Source organism: Haliea sp., assembly GCF_040222615.1.
Taxonomy (GTDB): domain Bacteria; phylum Pseudomonadota; class Gammaproteobacteria; order Pseudomonadales; family Halieaceae; genus Haliea.
In genome coordinates this window covers 52,061-70,300 of the sequence record NZ_JAVKCQ010000108.1, presented here as the reverse complement: position 1 = coordinate 70,300, position 18,240 = coordinate 52,061, and the positions used below count along the sequence as shown (strand labels likewise).

The window sequence follows — 18,240 nt, the reverse complement described above, 5'->3', positions numbered from 1 at the left end:
CCCGCGACCGCAACTCAGCGCGCGTAGACCTCGGGATTCGCACAGTGCGGCATGGGCTGCCCGCGCAGGGCGGCGATGGCATTGGCGGCGGCGATATCCGCCATCCGCGCCCGGGTCCGGGTCGTGGCACTGCCGATGTGCGGTGCCAGTACCACATTGGGCAGAGCCAGCAGCGGATTGTCCACCGGCACCGGCTCCTCGGCAAAAACATCGACCCCGGCGGCGTACAGGGCGCCGCTGGCGAGCGCCGCCGCCAGTGCCTGCTCATCGACAATCCCGCCGCGGGCAGTGTTCACCAGTACGGCACCCGGTTTCATCGCGGCGATTTGCGCGGCGCCGAGCATGCCACGGGTGTCCTCGGTCAACGCCAGGTGCACGCTGACGAAGTCGCTGCGTGCCAGCAGCTCCTCCAGTGGCAGCTGCTCGATCCCGGAAACGTCCCTGGGGCTGCGGTTCCAGCCCACCACGTCCATGCCGAAGGCCGCCCCCCGGCGCGCAACCGCCTGCCCGGTCTCGCCGAGACCGATCACACCGAGGGTGGCGCCGCTGACATCCTTGCCAGTAAAGAAGTCCGGCGACCAGCGGTTCTCACGCCGCCAGGCGCCCTGGCGCACAAAACGGTCCGCCTCGGAGATTCGCCGGGCCGCTGCCAGCAGCAGGGCAAAGGCGGTATCCGCGGTAGTGTCCGCCAGCACTCCCGGGGTATGCCCCAGGGGGATGCCACGCGCCGTCAGCGCAGCCACATCGACATGATCGACACCCGCGGACATGCTGGAGACAAACTCCAGCCCGGGCATCGCGTCCAGCAGCTCCCGGTCAATACGATCCGTGAGCAGGCAGACCAGCCCCTGGCAGCCACCCAGCTCTTCGCGCAGCGAGGCTGCGGGCAGCAGTCCCGGACCCAGCCACACGTTGACATCGCAGAGCTCCGACAGCTCGTGGATGCGGCAGCCCGGCAGTTCGTGGGTAACAAAAACTTTCCTGTCCATGGCAGCGAGCATACCGCAAACCCGGCGACCGGCAACAGCGCGGACAGGGGAAATCGGCGGAAGCTGCTGTGGTTTCTGCAGACTCCCAATCGGATTATGATGTGTGCCTGCGCCGGGGGAACAACCGCCCCTCCCGGCAGTCGAAGCCCCCTGCCATCGCAGACCCGACTTTACCTCACAGGCCAGAACATGAATGACAGCAGTGCTGCACTGAACGGCGACCTCTCCCGGCATGTCGTCGTGGATACCGGGGCCATGGACTGGACACCCAGCCCTGGCGGCCACGTATTGCGCAAGCGCCTGCACCGGGTGGGCCAGGCAGAATCCGGCCAGGTGACCTCCCTGGTACGCTACCAGCCCGGCGCACGGTTTCCCGCGCACGATCACCCCCAGGGGGAGGAAATCCTGGTTCTGGAAGGTGTCTTCTCCGACGAACACGGCGACTGGCCGGCGGGAACCTACCTCCTCAACCCGGAGGGATTCCGCCATGCGCCCTTCTCCAACGAGGGCTGTCTGCTGTTTGTAAAATTGCGCCAGTACCCGGGTGCCGATCGGGAGCACGTAGTCGTGAACACCCCGGCCCGGCCCTGGCAACCGTCGGTGCGCAAGAACACCAGCTGGAAAAAACTCTACGCCCAGGAGCCCTACACAGACTTCATGCGCCTGGAAAGCTGGGACACGCCGGCCGCCATTGGCCAGATCAACTTCCCCCAGGGCGCCGAGATCCTGGTTCTGAAGGGCAGCTTCAGCGATGAGCGGGGCGACTACCGCACCCACTGCTGGCTGCGTATTCCCGCCGGCGGCTCCATCCACCCCACCAGCAACGAGTACTGCGAGCTCTATATCAAGGAGGGCGGCTTCGGCTACCTGCGCAGCGCGCCCTGAACCGCTACAGAGTAAGGCCGCCGTCGACCACGATGCACTCGCCGTTGGTGTAGCTGGCCGCATCCGAAACCAGGTACAGCACAGCCCCCGCCATCTCCTCCGGCTCGGCGTGGCGCTGCATGGGGATCTTCTCGATGGCGGCCTGGTAGATCTCGTCGTTGCTGAACAGGGCGCCGGCAAACTTCGTTTTGGTGAGCCCCGGCAGCAGCGCATTGCAGCGAATACCCAAACCGCCGCACTCTTTCGCGAAGACCCGGGTCATGTTGACTACCGCGGCCTTGGTGATTGAGTAGATCCCCTGCATCGGACCGGGCTGCAGCGCATTGACCGAAGCGGTATTGACGATGGCGCCCTTGCCCTGCTCCCGCATCAGCTTGCCGGCCTCCACCGACATGAAGAAATAGCCGCGGATATTGACGTCCACCGTCTTCTGGAAGGCGGCGAGGTCGGTGTCCAGCACATGGCCGAAATAGGGGTTGGCCGCGCCGTTGTTGACACAGATGTCGAGCCGCCCGTGGGAGGCGCGGATATGGGCGAACAGGGCCTGTATGTCACCCATATCCCCGACATTGCAGGCGAAGGCCTCAGCGCTGCCGCCGCTTTCGCGGATGGCGTTCGCCACCGGCGTACAGCCGTCGAGTTTGCGGCTGGACACGATCACATGCGCGCCCTGTTCCGCCAGCAGCCGCGCGATCGCCTCGCCAATACCGCGGCTGGCGCCGCTCACCAGCGCAATGCGCCCGTTCAGGTCAAACAAGTTGGTCGTCATGCCTTGGATTCTCCTTCACTGTTGATCAAGGTTCTGCCGCTGTAGGCGCCGCGGCGGGATGCCGCGATGGCGGAGCCCCCAGGGCCCAGGCCAGGTAGAACAGCACCAGCACAATGCACCCCAGCCAGGCCCCGGCATAGCCAAACAGGGTCAGATTGGCGCCCGCCAGCAGCGGGCCGATCACCCGGCCCCAGGAAGCGGCGGAAGACGTGGTGCCCAGCATCTGCCCGCGCAGATGCTGGGCGGTGCGCTGGCTGGTTATGGTGTTGAGCAATGGCATGCACAGGGTCGCGCCCGACATGGCGAGGTAGATTGCCGCGAGCATCCAGGGCATGCTGCCTGCGAACACGGCCAGGCACAGGCCGAGCATCAGGCAGCTGATGCAGATCCGCAATAGTCGCCACTCCCCCGTCAGCTGCACCAGCGGCCCCAGCAGGCCACCCTGCAACAGCACCATGATTGCCCCCTGGATACCGAACACGATGCCCACCTGCCGTGCACCCCAGCCCAGCAGGTCGCCCAGCCACAGCGGAACCAGATAGGTGATCGAGCTGATCGCCGCTGCGTGCAGCACGTATTGCAGCACCAGCAGCCGGCTACCGGTCTGCCGCAGCATCCTGAGGGTCGCAGGGCGGGTGCCGTCCCGGTGCTGCCGCAGGTTGGCGGCGCGCCGCTCCGGCGTCACGGATTCCGGCAGGAACAGCGCTGCGGCAAAAATGGCGAGCAGGGACATGCAACCTGCCACCAGGCAGGGCAAGGTAAAGCTGCCGCTGTCACCTGCCAGCAGCCCGCCCAGCAGCGGCCCCAACACCAGCCCGAGGCCGAAGGCCGCGCCGATCAACCCCATTCCCCTGGCGCGCCCCTCGTGGGTGGTGATGTCGCTCATCATGGCAGAGGCCACGCCGAGATTGCCCGCCATGATCCCGGCGAAAGCCCGGGCCGCGAATATCATCCACAGCTGCGAAGCCAGGGCCAGCATCACATACGACACAGCCGCCCCGCCCAGACACAGCATGATCACCGGCTTGCGCCCCAGGCGGTCGGACAGCCTGCCCCAGAACGGGCCCGAGATACCGGCGCAGGCGGCATAGCTGACGATGATCAGGGCGATATCGACCTTGTCGGCACCGAGCTGCGGGGACAGGAACGGCAGGATCGGAATCACAATGCCGAAGCCAATCAGGTCCAGCAGGACAACCCCGAACAGGATTGGCATCAGGCGATTGCCGGGAAAACCGGGATCGCGCGCCGGGACATGCTCAGTCGCCCTGCCAGCGCATCACCCGTCCGGTATCGATATCGAACAGCTCCAGCGCGCGTGCCACCGTCTGGGTGACCATTGCGTCCAGGGACTCGGGCCTGGCATAAAACGCGGGTACCGGCGGCGCGATCACCGCGCCCATCTCCGACAGCTGGGTCAGACTGCGCAGGTGGCCGGTGTGTAGCGGAGTCTCGCGGACCATCAGCACCAGCCGGCGGCGCTCCTTGAGCACGACATCGGCGGCCCGGGTCAGCAGGGTGGAAGTCACGCCCGTGGCAATCTCCGCCATACTGCGAATGGAACAGGGGGCAACAAGCATGCCGGCGGTCCGGAACGAGCCGCTGGCAATGGAGGCGCCGACATTGCGGATGGGGTGCACCTTGGTGGCCAGGGCTTTCACTTCGTCGCTGGACAGGTCCATTTCATAGTGGAGGGTAAGCTCTGCCGACTTGGTCATGACGAGGTGGGTCTCCACCCCGCAGTCGCGCAGCAATTGCAGTGCGCGGACTCCGTAGACTATCCCGGAGGCGCCGCTGATCCCGATAATGATGCGCTGTGACATGCCCTGCCTCGCCGGCCGAAACGACCCCGCACTTTACCAGTACGCCCGCCTGATTTCACTTACCCCCGGGCGCCATTGGCGCCGTCCTGTAGTACGCTTGTGGCCTTGCACAGACAGAAGCCGGACAACCATGCTGCATACAGACCGCCTCACCATCGAACCCCTGACCCTGGACGACGCCCCCTTCATCCTCGCGCTGGTGAACGACCCGGACTTCATTGCCAACATCGCCGACCGCGGCATCCGCGACGAGGTCGGCGCCAGGCGCTACCTGGAAGAGGGTCCGCTGGCAAGCTACCGCGAGCACGGCTTCGGGCTCTGGGCCATGCGCCAGCGCGCTGGCGGGGATACCATAGGCATCTGTGGCCTGGTGCGACGGCCAGTGCTCGACAATGTGGATATAGGCTACGCGCTGCTGCCACAGGCACGTGGCCAGGGCTTGGCCAGAGAGGCGGCGCAGGCGGTGCTGCAATACGCCAGCACCACCCTGGGGCTGCCCCGGCTGGTAGCCATCGTCGCTCCGCCGAACGCAGCCTCCCGGGCGCTGCTGGAAAGTCTCGGTTTCAGGCATGAGCGCATGGTGCAGCTCACGCCTGACGACAAAGAGCTTTGCCTGTATGGCTGGGAAGCCTCAGAACCGGTAGCGTAACCCGGCCTCGAAGGAGCGTCCCGCTTCCGGCGCTACATCGCGCAGGAAGGAGGTGCTGAGGCGAATTTCCTCATCCGCAAGATTGCGCGCGGCGAGGAACAGGGTCAGCTCACTGTCGCCGAAGGGCAGGCGGTAGTCGGCGCCGAGATCCCAGCGCGTATAACTGTCGGTAGGCTCCTCATTGACCCCGGGCCGATCCTGGCCGGCCGCCGCCACCAACCGCGTCCACAGCTCGACGGCATCGTTGCCCCAGCTCAGGCGCCCGCCGATGCGTCGTGGCGGCAGGCGCGGCACAGCATCGCCGCCATCCAGCGTGCCCCGCGTGACGTCACCAAATACCCCGAGCTGGAGTTCACCCCCGGCGAAGCTGCCCAGGCCGAACTGGCCGTTGACTTCCACGCCGTAGAACTTCGCGTCCTCCTGGACGTAGGCCAGCACCGGTACTTCATCCACTTCCAGACCGGTGTTCATCAGGGTGATGTAGTCGGCAAAGTCGTTGTAGTAAACGGTAATCTCGAGGTCTTTGTTGCCATTGTGCCAGTGCAGGGACAGGTCCACGTTGCGCGACACCTCGGTATCAAGCTCCGGATCGCCCAGTTCGATCGCTGCGGTCGCCGCGTGTTCGATCCAGTCCTCGGGGTCGAGACCGTCCACGTTGGAAAACAGCTCTTCAATGGACGGCGCGCGCTCCGACCGGGCCAGGTACAGGCGCAGCTGCCAGTCGTCGCCGGCATTCCAGATCGCGGAGCCGGAGACACTCACAGAGGTGAAATCCTGCTTGCCCGAGTTTGCCGCGTCGGGGTCACGCTCATCGCGATCCAGCCGCACACCAGCTTCGAATATCCAGTCACCCCTGCGCCAGTCCTCGATCAGGAACAGGCCGAGATCGCGGCTATCCGTAACCGGAATAAATGCCTCTTCACCCAGGGCACTGAATTCACCGACCCTGCCCTGCAGGCCCAGGGCGCCGCGAAACCCGGCGACCTCGGCGTGCACCAGCTCCACCCGGGTTTCCCAGGTTTCGTTGCTGTACAGGGTACCCACCTCGCCATTGCCCTCGATTTCGGCATGCTCGTAATCAGTGTAGGTCAGCGTGCTGCGCAGTGACTCGAAGCCGGGCAGCGGTTCGGTCAGCTCCAGCGCAAGGTCGTATCGGGTCTGCTCGACCTCCAGGCGGATGCCGCCCTCCTCATCCAGGTGCCCGTCATCCCCGTGGTCATCGTGCTCTTCCCCCTCGTGCTCATGATCTTCTTCGTGATCGTGGGCGCCGGCGGGAATGCCGTAATTGTTTTCCAGCCGGTTGACCGCGAGCCCCACCAGTCCCCGGTCAAAATGGTAGCTGGAGCCCAGGGTCAGGGCCCGGGTGCGACCACCCGTATTGTCGATATAACCGTCTGTTGTTTCGGGTTCCTCGTGGTCTTCGTGGCCGTCTTCATCGTGGTCGTGGTCCTCATGCTCACGGGCCGCCAGGCCGGGAATATCCAGGTTGTTCCAGTCGCGGTACAGCGCATCGATGTGAAAGACAATGTCGCCGTTGCCGGCATCGCCACGCAGCACCGTGGTGTCCATGTCCGAGGCGGAGTCGTGACGCATTTCCGCGCCGCCCTCGAAGCCGTCGATCCGCTGCCGCGGAATCCGGTTGTCGGTGACATTGACCACCCCGCCGATGGCACCGGCACCGTAGAGCATGGTGGCGGGCCCGCGCAGGACCTCGATGCTGTCCGCCAACAGGGTTTCCACCGAGACCGCGTGGTCGGCACTGACTGCCGAGGCATCGGCACTGCTGGTGCCGTTCTGCAACACAGTCACCCTTGGGCCCTGCTGGCCGCGGATTACCGGCTGCCCGACCCCCGGCCCGAAGGACGCATTGGCCAGGCCGGGGATGTCACCCAGGGTATCGCCGATGGTAGCGCGGGCGGCGCGGCGCAGGTCGTCACCACTGAGCACGGTGACCGGCAGGGCGGTCTCCGCTTCCTGTTTTTGCAGGGGCGCCGACACCAGCACATGTTCGATAGGCAGCGGCTGCGCCGCCAGATTCGCACTGGCAACCGCCAGCGCGAGAGGCATGAAACGTTTCATGGTCTACTCCGAATAAAAGAAAAAGAGGGGCTTTTCTCAGGAGTGGACGGGGGGGCCTGTGGTCTGGCGGGGCAGGAAGCGGTTGCGGGCGCGGGCTGCCCGGGGTGTTGTCAGGAACAGCGTGAACAGCAGGCTGAGCACAAGAAGTGGCTGAGCACTTGCCAGCGGCACTGGGGCCGAGGTCTTGCACAGCACACACTCTGCCGGGGCATCGCCCAAGCCGTGGGCATGGCTGGCCTCCAGGGCCTGCACACCCGTAAGACACAGCAACGCCAGCACCGCGATAATGCGGGCAAGACGGCCACTGCGAACTCTCAGGGTGGAGGGATAAACCATGGTCTCAACAACAGGAACGATTACCAGCGGAGCAGTATACCGGCTGGTTCCAGCTGCCGCCAAATTTTTCCGCACAACCGGGCCGGGACATCAGCGAGGCGGTACGGCTCTGGTGGCAGGGCTCCCTGTTCAGCCCGCGAGCTGCTCCAGCATCGCGGCCATTTTGGCATGCAGCATATTGACGCCCTGCAAGGGCCGCACCATGACCTTGAATTCGATGATCTTGCCCGCTGCATTGAAGGTAATGATGTCGACGCCGTTGACGGTGATACCGTCAATGTCACAGGTGAACTCCAGGACAGCGTGGGGCTCGGCAACGACTTCCTTGACATAGCGAAAGCTGTCGTTGAACACCCTCATGGCGCCGCTCAGGTAGAGGCGAGTGAGATCGCGCCCCTGCTGGGGACGGTGCACAACCGGCGACCAGAACACGCAATCTTCTGCCAGCAGCGCATCCAGTCGCGCTGGGTCCCCTGACCTGGCGATCTCGTGCCACTGCGCAAGCGCCTGCAACATGGTACCTCCCGGGCGTTACCAAAAACTACGATGCCACCGCCGGACCGGCTTGTCCACCTGTACCCGGCCCTCGGCGCGGAGCCACTGGCGCAGGGCTATCCCAGGGTCGCGAGGAAGTCATCGATCGCGCGCCGCGACTCCGCCTCATCGAGGGTCGGGGCATGGCCGCGATGCGGAACCTCGGCACTGACCAGGTCGGGATTGCGCCGCTGCATCTCCGCCACGCAGCTGCGCGCAAGTATGTCGGAGCAGGCGCCGCGAATGACCAGCATTGGCAGGGCGCGGATCGCGTCAAACACTGGCCACAGGTCGGGCGGCACCGCGTTGTCGTCGCTGGTGGCCATGGGCCTGGCAATCGCCGGGTCATAGGCGAGCACAGGCCGGCCGTCGACCTCGCGATACAGGGCTCGGGTAAACGCCAGCCAGTCACCGGCATCAAAATCGGGGAATACATCACCGTTTACAGCACGGACCTGGGCCACGGCCTGCTCCCAGCTTGCCACCGGCGCTGATTTGCCGACGTAGGCCTTGATCCGGGCCAGCCCGGCCGGGTCCACTTCGGGGCCGATATCGTTGACAACAATTGCACTGACCCGTGCCGGCTGGGCGGCCGCCATCAGCATCGCCATCAGACCGCCCATGGAAGTGCCCACCAGCAGGGCCTGTTCCACCCCCTGCCCGTCCAGCAGGGCGAACATGTCCTGCACATAGGTACCCGGGTGGTAATTGGCCGGCTCCGGATCGTAGTCCGAATTGCCCCGACCACGCTGCTCGGCCACCAGCACCCGGTAGCGCCGCGCGAGATGCGGCGCCAGCCCGGCGAAATCGGCGGAATTGCGAGTCAGGCCGTGCATGCACAGGGCCACGGGCGCAGCGGGGCCCGGTCCCGGATAATCGCGGGCGTAGAGGCGCAGGCCATCGCCACTGTGGTACCAGATGTCCGCGAACTCAGTCATGCGCAGGCCCCGTAAACTGTTGCCGCAGCTCACGCTTGAGAATCTTGCCGTTGGGGTTGCGCGGCAAGCTGTCGGCAAAGCACAGTGCCGCCAGCCGTTGCTGTTTGCCCAGGCGGGTATTGGCCCAGCTCAGCAGCTCGTCGCTGGTCTCCGCGGCACCCACCGCCGGGACCACCACTGCCAGCGGCGTTTCCCCCCAGCGCGCGCTGGCAATGCCGATAACGGCAACATCGCTGATGGCGGGGTGCTGCACCAGCACCGCCTCGATGTCCTGGGGATATATATTCTGTCCCCCGGACAAAATCATGTCCTTCTTGCGGTCGACGATGAACAGGTAGCCCTGGTCGTCAATGTAGCCGACATCGCCCGAGCGCAGCCACTGCCTGCCCTGCTCGTCAACGAACTCGGAATCGAGATTGGCATCATCGCGACGCCAGTAGCCCGGCATGGTGATACGCCCGCGGGACACAATCTCGCCCGGCCTGTTGGCGCCCAGCACCCGGTCGTCGTCATCGACAATGCAGATATCCGTGCCAATCAGCGGCTTGCCCACAGAATCCCAGCGGCCCGCGGCCTCCTCCGTTTCAAGCGTGGTAATGATACCCTCGGTCAGCCCATACAGCTCGATAATACCGCAGGGAAAATGGTGGAAAATATCGCGCTTGAGACCCTCGCGCAGGGGTGAGCCACAGCTCATCATGGCCTGCATGCTGCCGACATCGAAACCGCCCTGCGCCATCAGTTCGCACACGCGCTGGAACTGGACCGGCACCATGGCAGTGTGGGTAATGCGCTCCTGCTCCACGCTGGCGAGAAAGACCGCGGGGTCGAACCGGGTGTGGACCACCAGGGTGCCACCCGCCAGCACCGTGCACAGCATCGCCACCCAGGAAATGTTCGAGTACAGGCCCAGGGTCAGCAGTGTCCGCGCGCCGCCGTGGTAACGCAGGGCAATCGCCAGGTCGTAGGCCCAGTCGCGGCGGGTGCGGTGGCTGTGCAGGATACCCTTGGGCTGCCCCGTGGTGCCTGAGCTGTAGATGATATTGAGCGGCGCATCCGGCGCCAGCGCCAGGGTCGGCAGCTCAGCCGACTGCCCGGCGCAGAAGTCCTCCAGCGCCAGCCAATCCGGTCCGGCGGCGCCATCGGTAACGCGCAGGCGCAGGGATTCAGGCATGTCCGGCAACAGGCGCTGCAGGCGCTCCCGCTGGTCTGCCGAGATAACCAGGGCAGTGATACCGGCATCGCGGAGCATGCCCAACAGAGCGTCATCACTGACCGACAGGTTGACCGGCACCGACACGGCGCCCGCCGCCAGGGTGCCAAACAGGGCCTGTACCATCGGCAGTCCATTGCTCATGACCACGCCGACGCGATCGCCAACCACCACTCCGCGGGACAGCAGGCCATGGGCAAACCGGTGGTTCGATGCCGTGAACTGCGCCCAGTCCAGGCGCGTGTCCCCACAGATCACCGCCGGTTTGCGCGCGCGCCACTTGCCGTGCAGCGCCAGGATTTCCGGCAACAGTGGTACCGGGGCCTCAAACTCTTTCACGCCTCAGACTCCCCGGCTCAGAAGCGGTATTCCACAGTTGCCGTAACGGTCCTCGGCGGTGCGTAGAACACGGTGGTGTTGTCCTCCAGGCCCAGTCTCGAGGGGCAGCCGCCAGATCCGATACAGTAGCCCGCGGTCTTGATCGCCTCGTCCGTCAGGTTTTTGCCGTGCAGCCCGAACAGCCACTGGTCATCCGCGCTGAGCCAGACAATGCTCGCGTTGACGACGTCATAGCTCTGCTGGTCGATAATCGGCACCGGTGCCTCAAACTGGGTGATATCGCCCTTGTAGGACCAGTTCAGGTTGGCGGTTATGTCGCCCCCTGCGAGCCCGGTGGTGTAGGTGAGGCCGAGGTAAGCCATTTCCTCGGGCGTGTTCTGCACCGCGCGCTGGTCGGGAACGTCCACTCCGTTGACCAGCCATTCCTTGATTTCCGCATCCAGGAAGCTCAGCGCGAGCTGCACGCTGAAGCCCTGCCCCAGCAGCACATTGCCCTCTACCTCGATACCGGAAATCTTCGCTTCCCCCGCGTTGGTCACCGTCCCCACGAAACCGTCATTGACGCCATCGCCATCGCTGTCGATACCGACCGAGCCGGGAATCTGCATGTCCTGATAGTCGCTGTAGAACACCGCTATATTGGTAAGCGCACGCCCCTCCAGCCAGGTGGTCTTGTAGCCCAGCTCCAGGGAGTCGAGGGTTTCCGGATCAAAACCACGCTCTACTTCCGGGGTGAGGAAGTTGGCACCGCGGGGGTCGAAGCTGCCGGCTTTCCAGCCCTGGCTGTAGCTTGCGTAGACGGTGGTGTCGTCGTTGAGGGCGTAGCTGAGATTGATCCGCGGCGAGAAGTCGGTGTAGGTCTTGCTCGCCTCGTAGTCACTGGTCGTGACCAGCAGCATAGCGCTGTCGTTGCCCAGGAAAGGTGAGCCGAAGCCGAGATAGTTGGCGCGGAAAATGTCCGCCGTGCGCTTGTCCTCGGTGTAGCGTCCACCGACCGAAAGTGACAGCGCGTCGGTCAGGCGATAGGTCAGGTCCGTGAACAGCGACCAGGCTTCCGTATCCACGGTCCCGCCGGTGTAGGCCGTGACGGGGCCGATCTGCCCCAGCACCACGTCGAAATCATTGGAGGCGGTGGCATCCAGGTAATAGAAACCGGCGACAATGTTCCAGCGGTCGGCGTTGTACAGCAGCTGGAATTCCTGGCTGAACTGCTCGTTGTCATAGATAACCGGCGCGTCAAAGTCCATCACCGCGAGGCCGTCGAAGTCGATCACGGATTCGGTCAGGTCCTCACGCCAGGCGCTGATGGAACGGAGGGTAGTGGCTTCGCTCAGGTTCCAGTCTACCGACAGCATCAGGCCCTCGGCATCGATCTCGTTGTTGCCGTTGATGCCTGCAGTGGATATCAAGTCGGAGGCACCGGCGGTGGTGTCGTAGCGGTCATTGAGTACCGGCACGCCGCTAGCGGCGCCGGGGAACGGCCGGAAGCCGGCAACCGGATTGGTTTTGTCATTGAGCTTGTCGTAGGCAATACGGACCAGCCAGTCGTCACTGGGCAGCCACTCGGCGCTGGCGCGCCAGGCGAACAGATCCTTGTCGTAGTGCTCGGCCCCGGTGGTGAGGTTCCTGCCGTAGCCGTCGCGAGTCAGCGAGGCTACCGTGGCGCCGACGCGGAAGGTGTCGGTTACCGGCGCTGAAACGGTGCCCACGAGATCCATCTGGTCATAGCTGCCATAGGACGCTTTCAGGCGCGCTTCGAAGTCCTCACCGAGCCGGCGGGTCACGTATTTGATGGCTCCGCCAACGGCGTTGCGGCCGTACAGCGTGCCCTGCGGCCCGCGCAACACCTCGACCCGCTCGACATCGTAAATATCCAGCAGGGCGCCCTGGGGGCGGGCAATATAAACGTCGTCCAGGTACAGGGCGACACCCTGTTCGAAGCCGGCGAGAGGATCCTGCTGGCCGACCCCGCGGATAAAGGCGGTCAGGGTCGTGCTGGTGGCGCGGGAGGGCTCGAGAGTCACACTGGGTATGATCTGGGCCAGCTCGCTGATATCAGTGGCCCCCCGCAGGCGCAGCGCGTCCCCGGACAGGGCGGTAACCGCGATGGGGACATCCTGCAGGTTCTCGGCCCGGCGCCGGGCAGTCACCACCACCTCCTCCAGCGCCAGGGCAGGACCGGACTGGGCCAGGGCGGGGGTGAACTGGGCCAGCGAGGCCAGGGAGACAGCCAGGGCGATGGCGGAACGCGGAGCGAGTGCTTTCATTATTGTCACCTTTGTCATTATGAGTGGTGTGGTTGAAACCGCGCTTGCAGCGCGGATTCAACAGTTGTTGAATTCCACGGCAAAATATTCAACATTTGTTGAAATGTCAAGCGGGATCCGTTCTCGCTGGCCCGGGCCGGGTCAGCAACAGTCCCAGCAGTCCATAGCCCAGGGCGAGGAAGATGGCGTAGCTTGCTGACACTGCAGGGTTTTTCACCAGCCCGGAAAGATTCAGCCCCAGGTGGCAGAACAGGCCCAGCACGGCCGACCCCAGCACCACCCAGAGAGGGATATGACGCCGCACCAGGACACCGAACAGCACCGGAACAATAGACGCGGCTGCCAGGCCGTACACCCCTTTCTGGGCGAACAGGCCGATCAACGGCGGCGGGTTCCAGGCCAGGATGACACCCACCACGCCCACCAGCACGAGGACGACCCGCGATAGCGCCAGCGCGTTGTAGCGGTCACCGTACAGAGGCTGGACGATGTCGTTGACCACCATCGCCGACAGGGACACCAGGATACCGTCCAGTGTACTCATACCCGCGGCGAGCAGGGTCAGGAAAATAAAGACCAGGACGTACTCGCCCCACAGGGAGCTGCCGAATTCAAACAGCAGGTATTCCCGGACCACCGTGTCCTGGGCCGGCACCTCAAGCCCGGCCAGGCGGGCGTAGAAACCGATCATCAGCATCAGGGTGAAGACGGTACCCACCACCACGGTGGTGCCAATGAACTTGCCAATATCACGTTCGCTGCGCAGATAAAGGATCTTGGTGAGAATATGCGGCTGCAACATCAGGGCAAAAGTCACTACAAAACCGCTGACAAAAACCGAGAAAAAGTCGAAATACAGGTCACTGCCGCTGTTGAAGGCATCGGCATAGCCCGCGCCCACACCCCGCAGCGCCGCCAGAGGGTCGTCGCCAAAGTATTTCCAGCCCTGGACAAACAGGATCACCGTGATCGCCAGCATCATCAGCCCCTGCAGGGTATTGGTATAGGCGTGCGCATAGGTCCCGCCCATCAGCACATAGGAAAAGACAAACACCAGCACCAGGATCAGCGCCACTTTCTGGTCGATCGGGAACAGCCCGGTCAGCAGCAGGCTGCAGCCCACCAGGATGAGCACCACAAAAGTGATCGACAGCAGGTTGATGAACGCGAAGAACAGGCTCAGACCCCGGTGGTTGTAGCGGTAGAAGATCCACTGGGGAATGGTCAGGGCCTGGCTGCTTTCACCCAGGCGCAGAAACCCCCGGGTCAGGACCAGAAACGCGGAGAGAATGCCCAGGGATCCGGCGAGCCCGTAGTGCAGGTAGGCGCTCAGGCCGTGGCTGTAGACGAAGCCCGGGTTGATCACGAAGGTCGCGGTAGAGGCGATGGACGCCGCCAGCGTAATCCCGATCAGGTAGGGGCTCATATCCTTGTTGCCGATGGAAAAGCCGCGGATATCGCGGGTGCGGCGCATGCCCACCCAGGACAGCCACAGCACCAGCACAATGTAGCTTGCGGTGATCAGATACTTGAAAATTTCGGGAGTCATGGCAGGGGCCTGATTATGGTTATGGTGTCTGTCCGGACGGGATTCTGGACAAATCCGGCGCACATTTCAACAAGCGTTGAAATTTAAACTGTGCTATTGTCCCGCTGGTCAGGACCACGCATACCGCCAATGAGCAATTCCCGCAGCCTTCCCAAACGAGAACGCATCCTGGACGTCGCCGAGGAGCTTTTTGCGCTGCACGGCTACGACGGTGTGACCCTGCGCCAGATCGCCAAGGGCGCCGGAGTCGATGTGGCCCTGGCCAGTTACCATTTCGGCAAGAAGCTCGACCTGTTCAATGCGGTATTCGAGCGTCGGGCCGCGCTGCTCAACAGCGCGCGCCAGGACGCGCTGCGCGCCTGCCAGCTGTCGGCCGGCAGCGAGGGGCCCAGTGTTGAGCAGATCATCGAGGCCTTCCTCCGCCCGCTGGAACTCGCGCAGGAGACCGGCGACCCGGGCTGGCAGCACTATCTCGCGCTGATCGCCTACATCAACAATTCGCCCTACTGGGGGCCGCGCATGATGTCCAAGCTGTTCGACGGTCTGGTAGGCGAATTCATTGCCGCCCTGCGCAAGGCACTGCCTGAGGCGCGGGACGAAGATATCTACTGGTGTTACCACAATCTCTCGGGGGCGCTCACCCTGACCCTGGCCCAGACCGGGCGCATCGACAAGTTGTCCGGCGGCAAATGCCGCTCCGCTGATTTCGAGGCTGCCTACAACCACATGATTCCCTTCGTTGCGGCGGGCTTCAGGCAGGTGTGCGGCAGGGGGACCTCCTCATGAACGAGCTCGCCTCCTTCTGGAGCGGGGCCTGGCCGGCCCTGCTGACCGTGGCCCTGGTCCTGTCGGGCGTGCACGTCGCCAGGCTGGTGGCACTGCGAGGCCCCCAGGGCATGAGCAGCATTGCGTTCCAGCTCGCCGTCTGGCTGATTGTCTCCGGGGGGATCATCGCCCTGGTCGTCGTGCTCCCGATCAGTGATGAAACCCAGGGCCAGGTGCTGAGCCTGATGGGTGTGCTGCTCTCCGCAATCATTGCCCTGGCTTCCACAACCTTCGTCGCCAACGCAATGGCCGGTGTCATGCTGCAGGTCACCCGCCCTTTCCGCCCCGGAGACTACATCCGGGTGACTGACCTGTTCGGTCGGGTGACCCGCCGGGCACTGCTCAACACCCAGATCCAGAGTGAAATGCGCGACCTCGTTACCCTGCCCAATCTGCTGCTGGTCTCTCAGCCCTTCACCGTGCTGCACCGGGAGGGCACCATCATCTCCGCCGATGTTTCCATCGGCTACGACGAGCCGTACACCCGGGTCCAGGACCTGCTGTTGGCGGCCGGCGAAGCGGCTGGTCTCACCGAACCTTTCGTACTGGTGCAGGAGTTGCTGGACCATGCCGTGCTCTACCGGGCCTGCGGCTTCCTCGAGGAGGTCAAGCATCCGCTCACCGCGCGCTCCAACCTGCGGAAGAAGATTCTTGAGCAACTGCATGGCAACGGCGTGGAAATCGTCTCGCCCGGCTTCGTCTACCAGCGCCAGGTGGACGCGGGGCAAAGGGTCATTCCGGAACAGCCGGTGCTGGTCGCCGGCACGAGCGAAGTGGAGACACCGGCACCTGAAGAGAAGATTTTCGATGAGGCCGAAGAAGCAGCGAGCCTGGAAGAGCTGCGACTGCACCGGGAGCAAATCCACCAGGACTTGAAGGCCGGTCGCGAGCAACTCAAGCAGGCCGGTCCCGAGGAAAAGGCCGCGCTGGAGAGCCAGCTCGCACAGCTGGAGCGGCGGGAGGCCTGGCTGGTGGAGCGGATCGACAGCCAGAAAGAGAGCAAATCCTAGAGATCGATCTCGCGCTGGAAGTCCGCCTCTATCCGCTGCTGCAACTCGAAGCGGGTAACACCCTGTTCCCGCTGGCTGTCCCGAAGGCGCTGCTGATAGCGGTTGCGCCGATAGTGGGCCACCAGCCGCGGGAAGCGCTCCGGTTCCAGCTCGCCGGCGATCAGGGCCTCGATAAAAGCGATATCGATACCCACCCGGTAGGCGATGCGGCTGGGACGGATCCGGTGGGCGTGGAATTCCGCCACAATGTGCATCTGCTGTTCGCGACTGTAGTCGCACTCCCGGGAATAGCCATAGGGCGGCGATGGCGTGCGGGGGTCTTTCCTGGCGGGCGGGTTTTTCATGGCGCTGTTGTAGCAGGAGAAAATCCCGTTGCCAAGCCAAAACAGGCGGAAGCGTCGACAACGCTCCCCGCGGCCGACGCTGGCTGGCCATAAAAGACCTCTGCTGCCGGTTAATTTCGGCCCCCACGACTACTATACTTTGCTGGCAGGCAGAGTAGTTCAGCAACCCGGGCCAACAAGAGGATAGCCACCATGAATGCACCGCCATCCATCCCGCCGACCGCGGAAACCGGGCAGCGCATGCTGCTGGTACTGGAGGCCCAGCGCAAGGACTACCTGCGCGAAGGGGACGTGTCCGCCACAACCCGCATCGACCGCATTGATCGCGGTATCGATGTGCTGCTGAAGTACCAGGACAGGATTGTCGAGGCGCTGAACGAGGATTTCAGCTGCAGGGCCCGCCAGGTCAGCCTGCTGACCGATGTTGCCGCCTCAATTACGCCGATGAAACACGCGCGCAAGCACCTGCACAAGTGGATGCGGCCCCGGCGCCGGGCCACCATGTTCCCACTCAACCTGCTCGGCGGCCGCTCCCGCATCGAATACCAGCCGCTCGGCGTTGTCGGCGTGATCTCACCCTGGAACTTCCCGGTCAACCTGACCTTCGGCCCACTGGCGGGGATTCTTGCAGCCGGGAACCGGGCCCTGATCAAACCCTCCGAGTTTACCCCGGCAACGTCGGAAATCATGGCGGAAATGGTCGCTGCGGCCTGGGACGAAAAGGAAGTCGCGATCTTTACCGGCGGACCGGAAGTGGGGCAGGCTTTTTCCGCCCTGCCGTTCGACCACCTGCTGTTTACCGGAGCGACGTCCGTGGCCCGCCACATCATGACCGCGGCAGCCCGCAACCTGGTGCCGGTGACCCTGGAACTGGGCGGCAAGTCTCCGGTGATCATCTCCCGCAGCGCGAACCTCGAGCAGAGCCTCGAACGCATCATGCTGGGCAAGACCCTGAACGCCGGCCAGATCTGCCTGGCCCCGGACTACCTGATGGTACCGGAGGAAAAACTGCAGGAGGTGATTGCCGCGGCGGAGAAGGCCGTCACGGCGATGTACCCCAGGATTCTCGACAACCCGGAGTACACCGCGGTGGTGAACCAGCGCCACTATGAACGCCTGACCGGCTACCTGCGGGAGGCCGAGGAGCGGGGACTGAAGACCATCGCGATCAACCCGGCGAACGAAGATTTCAGCGCCCACCGGGACAGCCGGAAGATTCCCCCGACCCTGATCCCGCAACCCGCGGATGACCTCAAACTAATGCAGGAGGAGCTGTTTGGCCCCCTGCTGCCGATCCGCACCTACAAGGATTTCGGCGAGACCATCGATTACGTCAACGCCAACCCCAGGCCACTGGCAGCCTATTACTTCGGTACCGACAAGACTGAGGAAGAGGCCGTGCTCAAGCGCACCACCTCGGGCGGCGCCTGCATCAACGACGTTATCATGCATGTGATGCAGGAGGAGCTGCCCTTTGGCGGGGTCGGGCCCAGCGGCATGGGCGCCTACCACGGCGAGGCCGGCTTCCGCACTTTCAGCCATGCCAAGTCTGTCTACCGGCAGTCGGGAATCAACGTCGGCAAGCTGGGCGGAATGCTGCCTCCCTACAGCAAGGCCACGGAAAAGACCATCGGCATGCAGGTCCGGAAATAAGCTCCGGGGGACAGCGGCGGTACGATAACAGTTACAGC

The 18,240-nt window shown here is 64.1% G+C and carries 17 protein-coding genes; 5 read left to right on the top strand and 12 right to left on the bottom strand.

Going from position 1 to position 18,240, the window contains the following annotated elements; translation table 11 throughout:
* Positions 1-14: 14 nt before the first annotated feature.
* The gene (locus RJQ10_RS08935) at positions 15-989 is read right to left on the bottom strand and encodes a 2-hydroxyacid dehydrogenase (protein ID WP_350145721.1); all 975 of its coding nucleotides are present in this window, start codon (positions 987-989) and stop codon (positions 15-17) included.
* Between the two features lie 189 nt (positions 990-1,178).
* Here RJQ10_RS08935 and RJQ10_RS08930 point away from each other — a divergent pair, with 189 nt between their 5' ends.
* Complete coding sequence (locus tag RJQ10_RS08930) at positions 1,179-1,874, top strand: cupin domain-containing protein (protein WP_350145719.1); 696 nt, start codon at positions 1,179-1,181, stop codon at positions 1,872-1,874.
* A gap of 4 nt (positions 1,875-1,878) precedes the next feature.
* On the opposite strand, the gene RJQ10_RS08925 is transcribed toward RJQ10_RS08930, so the two are convergent.
* From RJQ10_RS08925 to RJQ10_RS08915, 3 genes are read right to left on the bottom strand one after another with little or no spacing between them, the layout of a single operon-like run.
* A complete protein-coding gene (locus RJQ10_RS08925; RefSeq protein WP_350145717.1) occupies positions 1,879-2,643 on the bottom strand; it encodes an SDR family oxidoreductase in 765 nt (254 codons plus the stop codon).
* Between the two features lie 25 nt (positions 2,644-2,668).
* Positions 2,669-3,859, bottom strand: coding sequence for an MFS transporter (locus tag RJQ10_RS08920; RefSeq protein ID WP_350145715.1), 1,191 nt, complete (start codon positions 3,857-3,859; stop codon positions 2,669-2,671).
* 43 nt (positions 3,860-3,902) lie between these two features.
* Positions 3,903-4,466 carry a UbiX family flavin prenyltransferase gene (locus RJQ10_RS08915; RefSeq protein ID WP_350145713.1) on the bottom strand — a complete coding sequence of 188 codons (564 nt, stop codon included), beginning with the start codon at positions 4,464-4,466 and terminating at the stop codon, positions 3,903-3,905.
* A gap of 130 nt (positions 4,467-4,596) precedes the next feature.
* Between RJQ10_RS08915 and RJQ10_RS08910 the strand changes: the two genes are divergently transcribed.
* Complete coding sequence (locus tag RJQ10_RS08910) at positions 4,597-5,115, top strand: GNAT family N-acetyltransferase (RefSeq protein ID WP_350145711.1); 519 nt, start codon at positions 4,597-4,599, stop codon at positions 5,113-5,115.
* Here the strand turns inward: RJQ10_RS08910 and RJQ10_RS08905 are convergent.
* The 7 genes from RJQ10_RS08905 to RJQ10_RS08875 form a co-directional block, all read right to left on the bottom strand.
* On the bottom strand, positions 5,098-7,194 hold the full coding sequence (locus RJQ10_RS08905) for a TonB-dependent receptor (protein WP_350145709.1): 2,097 nt from the start codon (positions 7,192-7,194) through the stop codon (positions 5,098-5,100). The genes RJQ10_RS08910 and RJQ10_RS08905 overlap by 18 nt on opposite strands.
* Before the next feature lie 36 nt (positions 7,195-7,230).
* Positions 7,231-7,530, bottom strand: coding sequence for a hypothetical protein (locus RJQ10_RS08900; RefSeq protein ID WP_350145707.1), 300 nt, complete (start codon positions 7,528-7,530; stop codon positions 7,231-7,233).
* A gap of 129 nt (positions 7,531-7,659) precedes the next feature.
* Positions 7,660-8,046 (bottom strand): nuclear transport factor 2 family protein, encoded by a 387-nt coding sequence (locus RJQ10_RS08895; protein WP_350145705.1) that lies wholly within the window; start codon positions 8,044-8,046, stop codon positions 7,660-7,662.
* A gap of 95 nt (positions 8,047-8,141) precedes the next feature.
* Entirely contained in the window at positions 8,142-9,002 is an 861-nt protein-coding gene (locus RJQ10_RS08890) for an alpha/beta fold hydrolase (RefSeq protein WP_350145703.1), read from the bottom strand.
* Positions 8,995-10,554: a class I adenylate-forming enzyme family protein gene (locus RJQ10_RS08885; RefSeq protein WP_350145701.1), complete on the bottom strand. Its 1,560-nt coding sequence runs from the start codon at positions 10,552-10,554 to the stop codon at positions 8,995-8,997. Before RJQ10_RS08885 ends, RJQ10_RS08890 begins: the two co-directional genes overlap by 8 nt.
* 17 nt (positions 10,555-10,571) lie before the next feature.
* Positions 10,572-12,821 (bottom strand): TonB-dependent receptor, encoded by a 2,250-nt coding sequence (locus RJQ10_RS08880; RefSeq protein ID WP_350145699.1) that lies wholly within the window; start codon positions 12,819-12,821, stop codon positions 10,572-10,574.
* Positions 12,822-12,927: 106 nt separating this feature from the next.
* On the bottom strand, positions 12,928-14,370 hold the full coding sequence (locus RJQ10_RS08875) for a sodium:solute symporter family transporter (RefSeq protein ID WP_350145697.1): 1,443 nt from the start codon (positions 14,368-14,370) through the stop codon (positions 12,928-12,930).
* Positions 14,371-14,499: 129 nt separating this feature from the next.
* Between RJQ10_RS08875 and RJQ10_RS08870 the strand changes: the two genes are divergently transcribed.
* Complete coding sequence (locus RJQ10_RS08870; RefSeq protein ID WP_350145695.1) at positions 14,500-15,156, top strand: TetR/AcrR family transcriptional regulator; 657 nt, start codon at positions 14,500-14,502, stop codon at positions 15,154-15,156.
* The gene (locus RJQ10_RS08865; RefSeq protein ID WP_350145693.1) at positions 15,153-16,205 is read left to right on the top strand and encodes a mechanosensitive ion channel family protein; all 1,053 of its coding nucleotides are present in this window, start codon (positions 15,153-15,155) and stop codon (positions 16,203-16,205) included. The genes RJQ10_RS08870 and RJQ10_RS08865 overlap by 4 nt, the downstream gene beginning before the upstream one ends.
* Here the strand turns inward: RJQ10_RS08865 and RJQ10_RS08860 are convergent.
* Entirely contained in the window at positions 16,202-16,549 is a 348-nt protein-coding gene (locus RJQ10_RS08860; RefSeq protein ID WP_350145691.1) for a hypothetical protein, read from the bottom strand. The genes RJQ10_RS08865 and RJQ10_RS08860 overlap by 4 nt on opposite strands.
* Before the next feature lie 192 nt (positions 16,550-16,741).
* Between RJQ10_RS08860 and RJQ10_RS08855 the strand changes: the two genes are divergently transcribed.
* A complete protein-coding gene (locus tag RJQ10_RS08855) occupies positions 16,742-18,202 on the top strand; it encodes a coniferyl aldehyde dehydrogenase (protein WP_350145689.1) in 1,461 nt (486 codons plus the stop codon).
* Positions 18,203-18,240 lie beyond the last annotated feature (38 nt).

Bases quoted from the DNA above. Each gene is read 5' to 3' on its own strand.
- RJQ10_RS08935 (WP_350145721.1), bottom strand. From the start codon at position 989: ATGGACAGGAAAGTTTTTGTTACCCACGAACTGCCGGGCTGCCGCATC.
- RJQ10_RS08930 (WP_350145719.1), top strand. From the start codon at position 1,179: ATGAATGACAGCAGTGCTGCACTGAACGGCGACCTCTCCCGGCATGTC.
- RJQ10_RS08925 (WP_350145717.1), bottom strand. From the start codon at position 2,643: ATGACGACCAACTTGTTTGACCTGAACGGGCGCATTGCGCTGGTGAGC.
- RJQ10_RS08920 (WP_350145715.1), bottom strand. From the start codon at position 3,859: ATGCCAATCCTGTTCGGGGTTGTCCTGCTGGACCTGATTGGCTTCGGC.
- RJQ10_RS08915 (WP_350145713.1), bottom strand. From the start codon at position 4,466: ATGTCACAGCGCATCATTATCGGGATCAGCGGCGCCTCCGGGATAGTC.
- RJQ10_RS08910 (WP_350145711.1), top strand. From the start codon at position 4,597: ATGCTGCATACAGACCGCCTCACCATCGAACCCCTGACCCTGGACGAC.
- RJQ10_RS08905 (WP_350145709.1), bottom strand. From the start codon at position 7,194: ATGAAACGTTTCATGCCTCTCGCGCTGGCGGTTGCCAGTGCGAATCTG.
- RJQ10_RS08900 (WP_350145707.1), bottom strand. From the start codon at position 7,530: ATGGTTTATCCCTCCACCCTGAGAGTTCGCAGTGGCCGTCTTGCCCGC.
- RJQ10_RS08895 (WP_350145705.1), bottom strand. From the start codon at position 8,046: ATGTTGCAGGCGCTTGCGCAGTGGCACGAGATCGCCAGGTCAGGGGAC.
- RJQ10_RS08890 (WP_350145703.1), bottom strand. From the start codon at position 9,002: ATGACTGAGTTCGCGGACATCTGGTACCACAGTGGCGATGGCCTGCGC.
- RJQ10_RS08880 (WP_350145699.1), bottom strand. From the start codon at position 12,821: ATGAAAGCACTCGCTCCGCGTTCCGCCATCGCCCTGGCTGTCTCCCTG.
- RJQ10_RS08875 (WP_350145697.1), bottom strand. From the start codon at position 14,370: ATGACTCCCGAAATTTTCAAGTATCTGATCACCGCAAGCTACATTGTG.
- RJQ10_RS08870 (WP_350145695.1), top strand. From the start codon at position 14,500: ATGAGCAATTCCCGCAGCCTTCCCAAACGAGAACGCATCCTGGACGTC.
- RJQ10_RS08865 (WP_350145693.1), top strand. From the start codon at position 15,153: ATGAACGAGCTCGCCTCCTTCTGGAGCGGGGCCTGGCCGGCCCTGCTG.
- RJQ10_RS08860 (WP_350145691.1), bottom strand. From the start codon at position 16,549: ATGAAAAACCCGCCCGCCAGGAAAGACCCCCGCACGCCATCGCCGCCC.
- RJQ10_RS08855 (WP_350145689.1), top strand. From the start codon at position 16,742: ATGAATGCACCGCCATCCATCCCGCCGACCGCGGAAACCGGGCAGCGC.